Origin of the sequence: Dyella sp. (assembly GCF_036568765.1) — a bacterium.
Taxonomy (GTDB): Bacteria; Pseudomonadota; Gammaproteobacteria; order Xanthomonadales; family Rhodanobacteraceae; genus GSA-30.
Window position 1 is genome coordinate 1 of record NZ_DATCRY010000224.1, and the last position, 6361, is coordinate 6361.

General features: G+C 61.3%; 4 protein-coding genes. 1 reads left to right on the forward strand and 3 read right to left on the reverse strand.

Annotated features, from left to right (window positions below):
- On the forward strand, positions 1 to 457 hold a 457-nt coding region (locus VIM98_RS15410; RefSeq protein ID WP_331993993.1), incomplete at its 5' end, for a hypothetical protein.
- Between the two features lie 77 nt (positions 458 to 534).
- On the opposite strand, the gene VIM98_RS15415 is transcribed toward VIM98_RS15410, so the two are convergent.
- From VIM98_RS15415 to VIM98_RS15425, 3 genes are all read right to left on the reverse strand, one after another.
- Complete coding sequence (locus tag VIM98_RS15415; RefSeq protein ID WP_331993994.1) at positions 535 to 2838, reverse strand: S53 family peptidase; 2304 nt, start codon at positions 2836 to 2838, stop codon at positions 535 to 537.
- Between the two features lie 449 nt (positions 2839 to 3287).
- Positions 3288 to 5330, reverse strand: a complete 2043-nt coding sequence (locus tag VIM98_RS15420; RefSeq protein ID WP_331993995.1) for a S9 family peptidase — start codon at positions 5328 to 5330, stop codon at positions 3288 to 3290.
- 159 nt (positions 5331 to 5489) lie between these two features.
- The coding region (locus tag VIM98_RS15425) for a patatin-like phospholipase family protein (protein ID WP_414650228.1) at positions 5490 to 6361 on the reverse strand (872 nt) is incomplete at its 5' end.

Sequence of the window (6361 nt, forward strand, 5' to 3'; positions counted from 1 at the left end):
AACGGCCAGGCCGCTTTCCGCCCTGGTCATCCGAACTGTGACAAAGGAATGTCCCATGAAAGCAAAACTGTTTGTCTTTGCGTGTATAGCCAGCGCCTTGGCTTCCCCCGTTTCTGCCGCCGAAACCCGGAACTCCCGCGCCTCGGTGGATTACACCGTGCAGAACAATTGCGATCTCAAGGGCGCCGGTTATTCCTACCGCGAAAACCGCACGCTCGATCGCATGACCGGTCTGTACTACCTCAACGAACTGGGCACCTACAATGTTTCCAGTTATAGAGTCGTCGGCGATTTCGTCTGGGTGGCCGCGATCGTAAAGCCGGATAACAGTTCCAAGCTTGACGCCATGCTGACCAAGGCCTATGAAGAAAACCGGGCCGTCAACCTATGTTTCAACTCGACCAATGGACACGTCGTGGGCGTCGAATTCGCACAGTCCCCGGCGCCCGTTCCCTGAACTTTTCGATCTATCGACCGGTTGCAGCCGATGTGACCCTCCCCGGCGAAACGCGTTCGCCGGGGAGGGTCAGACATTTACTTCACACCCGCAAAGGACTTCCATGCCTTGAGCAGGTTGGCTGCATCGACCGAGCCCAGGCCGGCGGCGAAGCTCCAACCTGGTTGCGCCGCGAAGGCTTCGGTCTTGCTGCTGAACTTCTTGCTCGGGTCGAGCGACATCAGGCCGAGCTGGCCAGGACCTAGCAGGAACTGCGGGTTGCTCTCGTAGAAATAGCAATCGGATGTCGGTACGGCCGCTCCATCGAGCTGATAACACTGCGTGGAAATGCCACCTCGCACGATGTTGTGAAAGACGCATTTGCCGGTGCCCTTGGCACCGTTATCCGCACTGCATGCGTCCAACGTCGCCGGTGCCTGTCCACTCGGGCCACCGTACTCCTGCGCGGCCAAGGTGTAGAGTGTCGGTGCGGCGTTGCCCTGGCTTGCCGGCAGCCCGGCCTCAGACAGGCCCTGGTCGATCAGCGCCTGAATGCCGGCGAACATCGGTGCCGAGAGCGACGTGCCGCCTTCGAGTACCACGGGGCTGGTGAAACCCGGCACACAAGGCGCAGCAGCGGTACACAGAATGACGGCCGAGTGCGCACCGTACGAGCCGGCAAACAGGGATACATCGGGCAAATCGCGTGACTGGTCCTTGGCCGCACCGAACACCAGGCGTTGCCATGCGGGTTTCGCATCTACCGACGATGGACCGCCGCTACCGCCTTCGGAGGTGGTGTAGATGCTCAAGGGATCGAAGATCAATGCCTCCTTGCAGAAGCTGATCGCGTCGCTGAAGCCGAGCGATTTGGCGGCTACGTCGTTGCCGCAGGACTGGTTCCAGGGAATCTCCGGCACATACGACAACGCCGAGCCATACACATCGTTGAAGCTTGGGCTGAAGTATTTCTTGGTGGTGCCATCGAGCACATCGGCCGTATCCGTACCGCCTACGGCGGTGACATTCGGCGAGGTGCCCAGCGAATTGGCATCGATGCCCGCGCCGTGGATGACGTTGCCGTTGAAGCTGGGGTTCGCGCCAGAGTCGCCACTGGAGACGAACACCGAAATCCCTTCGGCATCGGCCTGTGCCCACATCAGATCGATAGCCGCTTTGCTCGCCGTATCGGTCGAACCTTCGCCGAAACCGTAGCTCGCACTGATGATATTGGGACGATCCGTACCGTTGATCAGGTTGGTCGCCGCAGTAAAGACGCCACCGAAGAAGTTGTTGCTGTTGCTGCTATCGCAGGTGGCAACCACGATGTTCGCGCCCGGTGCGATGGCGGTCGCCCATTCGGCGTCGAGCACGGTCTCGGTGAAATCCGAATTCGGGGCTGCGATATTCGGATCGACGCAATTAGCGAAGCCATCGGCCTGCGGCTGGACTTGTGCAAAGGTGCCGCCGTAGCTGCCGAGATTGAATTGCTGGACGAAGTTGGTCCAGTCATCCGGTACCATCGATTCCACGTCGACCACCGCAATGGTGATGCCCTTGCCGGTGATGCCGGCACTTTGCAACTTGTCTGCGCCGTAGATTTTCGCCATGTCATAAGGTGCGAAGCCGCGGATACCGGTGCTGAACGGCACCGCGTCCGGACCGAGGGCAGCCAGCGACGATTTGGCGAAATCGACTTTGCCGCCCTGTTGCGCCACGGTAAACATCTTCTTGGCCGCATCGAAGGAACCGACCTGCGGGGCGATATGCTGCGGTTCGGGATGAATATCGTTAAGGCCCGCTACGCCGGCCACCACGCCACTGAGCGCAGTGGGCACGCTGATGTCGCTGGCATTGGCGATATGCGATTGCCCAGCCACGGTGTAACGGTTCTCCTGCGTGTGGAAAGCGCGCTTGATCGCACCTGCGTTACCGCTGAAGTCGATCTGCATCTTGTTGGGGTAGACACCGTTGACGGTGAAGCCCTGTGATTTGAGCCAGGACGACGCGGCGGCGATGTCGGCATCGCTGACGCCGAATGTCTGCCCGAACTGTGCAGGGGTCAACCATTGGTGGAACTTCTTCGACGATGGATCGTGCTGGTCGGCGATCAACTTTGCCAGCGCCTTTTCGCGTAGCGCGCTGCGCTTGAGTACCAGCTGCAAATGATTCATCGGCAGCGAATCGGCCACACTTTCCACCGGCGGGGTTTGCGTTGCCAACTTCAGATGTGTGTTGCTCAGTGCAGTGACTGTGCCGTTGTCGACGGTGGCCGTCACACGCGGCGCTTCGACGGTGTCGATACCCGACAAGGCCGCGTTGGCGGTCTCGCCGGCAAGACTGAAGCCTGGCGCGGCCACGGCCAGGGCGATCGATACGCCGATCACAAGCTCGTTTCTCATGACTTTCTCTCCTGAAAGATAATGCCAAGAAATAGACGAATCCCCCTGTGATTCTTCTCTACACGACCGTTCGTTTTGTTCGACCTCCTCTTTCTATCGGGATGTCTCCCGATGGCGAGGCGCAAGAAACCGCAGCCGTTCGATGCGAACGACGTGAAGGTTTCATTGGCAACGCGTTGCGCCTGACTGGCGGCCCGCGAGGGCAGGCGATCTTGCTCGCGCCTTTATGTCAGCGTCCAGTACTTTGCGCATGCATGCGCGACATATCTGAGTAGCAGCTTCCGAAACAGTGAACCGGCGTGTGAATTTGGACGTCCAAACGGTTTGGACGTCCAAAATGTCAACGAATGTAACGGCTCGCGCGGTACGCAAAATATTCCGCAATACAGACAAAAAAAGCCGCGCTGCGCATGAAGCGCAACGCGGCTTTGCGAAACGCAAGCCTGCTGTCAGTTAGCCGGCAGGTACTTGCCGAACCAGTTCAAAGAACGTTGCAGCACATCGCGCTGATGCTCCGGCTTGACGAAGCCGTGGCCCTCGCCCTCGTACACCACCAGCGAGGTCGGCACATGCTGCGCGCGCAATGCATGCCAGAACTCGAACGACTGCGGCGCCGGACATTCGGCATCGCGCTCGCCGACGACGATCAGCGTGGGCGTCTTGACCTGCTTGATGAAGTTGATCGCCGAACTCTTGGCGTAGACCTGCGGATTGTCGTAGACCGACGCACCGAAGAACGGAATCATCCATTGATCGATCAGGTTCTGGCCGTAGTAGCTCTGCCAGTTGGAGATGCCCGCACCGGCCACCGCGGCGTGGAAACGCTGGGTCTGAGTGACTGAGAACATGGTCATGAAGCCACCGTAGCTCCAGCCGGTCAGGCCCAGACGCTTGTCGTCGACCGGCAATTTTTTCTCGATCGCATCGACGCCGGCCAGCACGTCGCGCAGGTCGCCATAACCGAAATCCTTGCGGTTGGCCTGCGTGTACGCCTCACCCTGACCATAGCTACCGCGGGGGTTGGGCATGAAAACGAAATAACCCAATGCCGAGAATGGCACGCCGCCGAAGCCCACACCCGGCCAGCGCGGCGTGACGGCACTGGACGGACCGCCGTGCACGGTAACGATCATCGGATACGACTTGGACGGATCGTAGTTGGCCGGATACAGCAACCAGCCTTGCACATGGAAGCCTTCGTTGTTCCATTCCACCGACTCGGCCTTGCCCCAGCTCGGCTTGAGCGCAACGTTGACGGCGGTGACTGCCTGCGGCGCCCGATCGGACAACGCGCCGGCATGCACTTCAGGCGCGTGAGCGTAGTCACTTTGCACAAATGCCAGCTGCTTGCCATCGCGGCTAAGCGACAGCGACATCGCCAAGTCGCCACTGGTGATGCTTGCCGGCAGGTTGAAGTAGGTGTGCGTCAGTTTGGCGGCATCGGTCGATACGGCATAACTGGCAACCTGGCTCTGGCCGTTGCTGATCTGCGAGACCAGCAGCTGGTCGGCGCCCGTCCAGCTCAGCCATACCGGTGTGACATGGGTGCCCGCGGTGAGGTTGATGGGCTTCGCATGGGCATCGGTCGCCACGCTGTAGATGTCGCCGCCGGTGGCGCCCTGGTCGCTCATCAAACCTCCGATGAAGGCGATGCGGCTGCCGTCCGGCGAGAAACGCGGCACAGCCATCTGCAGACCAAGCGTCGAACCGCTGACATCGCTCGGGGTGACCACGACGATCGGCTCGATACCTGCGCGGGTCTCCTGCGTATAGAGATTGGAGACCCACCAGTTATTGTCACCCGGCGGGGGCGCAGCGGTGTAGGCGAAACGCCTGCCATCCGGCGACCAACTGTATTCATAGACATGCAGCGATTCAGGCGAGACTTGTTCGATGGCGCCACCCTGCTCGGCCACCGTGGCGATACGCTGCGAAACCACGCCGTCGACACCGATCTCGCCCAGCGACGGCGCGGCCGCTGCGGTGGCGCTGGCGCGCCGGTTGGAGCCTTCCACATACAGGAAGGCCAGTCGCTTGCCGTCGCTCGACCATTCCAGCGCGTGCGCATAACCGTTCAATGCGGCGAGCTTGCGCGGCGCGGCGCCCGCGGTGTCCACGTTGAGTACCGACAGGTTCTTGTCGTGCGCAGCCGCATCGCCCTTGCCTTTGCAGTCGGCGATAAAAGCCAGCTCCGCCGAACTGGGCGACCAAGCCAGCGCGCTGCCGTCGCAATCGTTGCCCAGCGCAACTTCGTGCACATTCTTGCCGGCGGCATCAGCCAGCTCGATCGCGTTGTGGCCATCGTGGCGGCGCACCCAAGCCAGTCGGTGGCCGTCCGGCGACAGCTCGACTTGATCGATACGCTGGGCCTTGCCCAGTTCAGTGAGTAGATCCTTGATACGGGGATCGGCGGCGGCGCTATCCAGTGCGGCATACGCCGCCGGTGCCAGGGCAAACAGCAGTGGAACAAGCAAGGGGATGGGAGAGCGCATACGCGGTCGGTCTCGTCGATTGGCTGAACGGAGCCGCAACGCTAGCAGTTTGGTTTGCATCGATCCAACGCAAAAATTTGCGCAACGCCGCGCGAGACGTCGTTCATCGGCGCTATCCCGATAATCCCCGGTATGAAACGTGTCCTAAGGCGTGCGGTTCTAAGGCGTACGGTTAATCGCTGCTGCGTGTTGCGCCGCCGCTTCGCGCTCGGCGATCTTCGCGCGGATGGCCGGGATGGCTGCAAGCGCCGCACGTTCGCCTTCGAGGATGGCGCGATCCTTCTGCTCGAATGCCGCCGCGCCGATGCCGCCCACTTTGGGTCGGATCACGACGTCGGCGCGCGCCAGTTCCTGTTCGCCGAGCTTCTGGCCCATGATGTTGATCGACTGGCCGATGGTGCCCAGCATGCCATCGGGCTTGCTGTCGGCGGCCTTGGTGGAGATATCCACCGCGATGACGATATCGGCGCCGAGCTGGCGCGCCGCATCGACCGGTACCGGACTGGTCACGCCGCCATCGACATAGCGATGGCTGCCGATAACGGCCGGTTCGAATACGCCCGGAATACTGCTCGACGCACGCACCGCCTGACCGGTATTGCCGCGCACGAAGACCACGCGCTGTCCGGTTTCCAGGTCGGTGGACACGGCTGCGAAAGGCAGCTTGAGCTTGTCCATCGGCTGATTGGCGACCAGCTGGTTGATGTAATCCTGCAGTTTCTGTCCTTGCACCAGGCCACCGGCGAACAGGCGCACATCGCGGATCTTGGACTCGTCCAGCGCGAACGCTTGTTCCTGCAACTGGAAGGCATCCATGCCGCTGGCATAGAGCGCACCTACCACGCTGCCCGCACTGGTACCGGACACGACGTCAGGATGGATGCCGCTGGCTTCGAGCATCTTGATGACGCCGATGTGCGCGAAGCCCTTGGCGGCTCCGCCACCCAGCGCCAGCCCGATGCGTGGCTTGGCTGGCGGCAACAATGGCGGTTGCGCCGTCGGCGGCACCTTGTGGCCCATCATGCCGCAAC

Coding starts and splice junctions, on each gene's coding strand:
- VIM98_RS15415 (WP_331993994.1), bottom strand. CDS start 2,838: ATGAGAAACGAGCTTGTGATCGGCGTATCGATCGCCCTGGCCGTGGCC.
- VIM98_RS15420 (WP_331993995.1), bottom strand. CDS start 5,330: ATGCGCTCTCCCATCCCCTTGCTTGTTCCACTGCTGTTTGCCCTGGCA.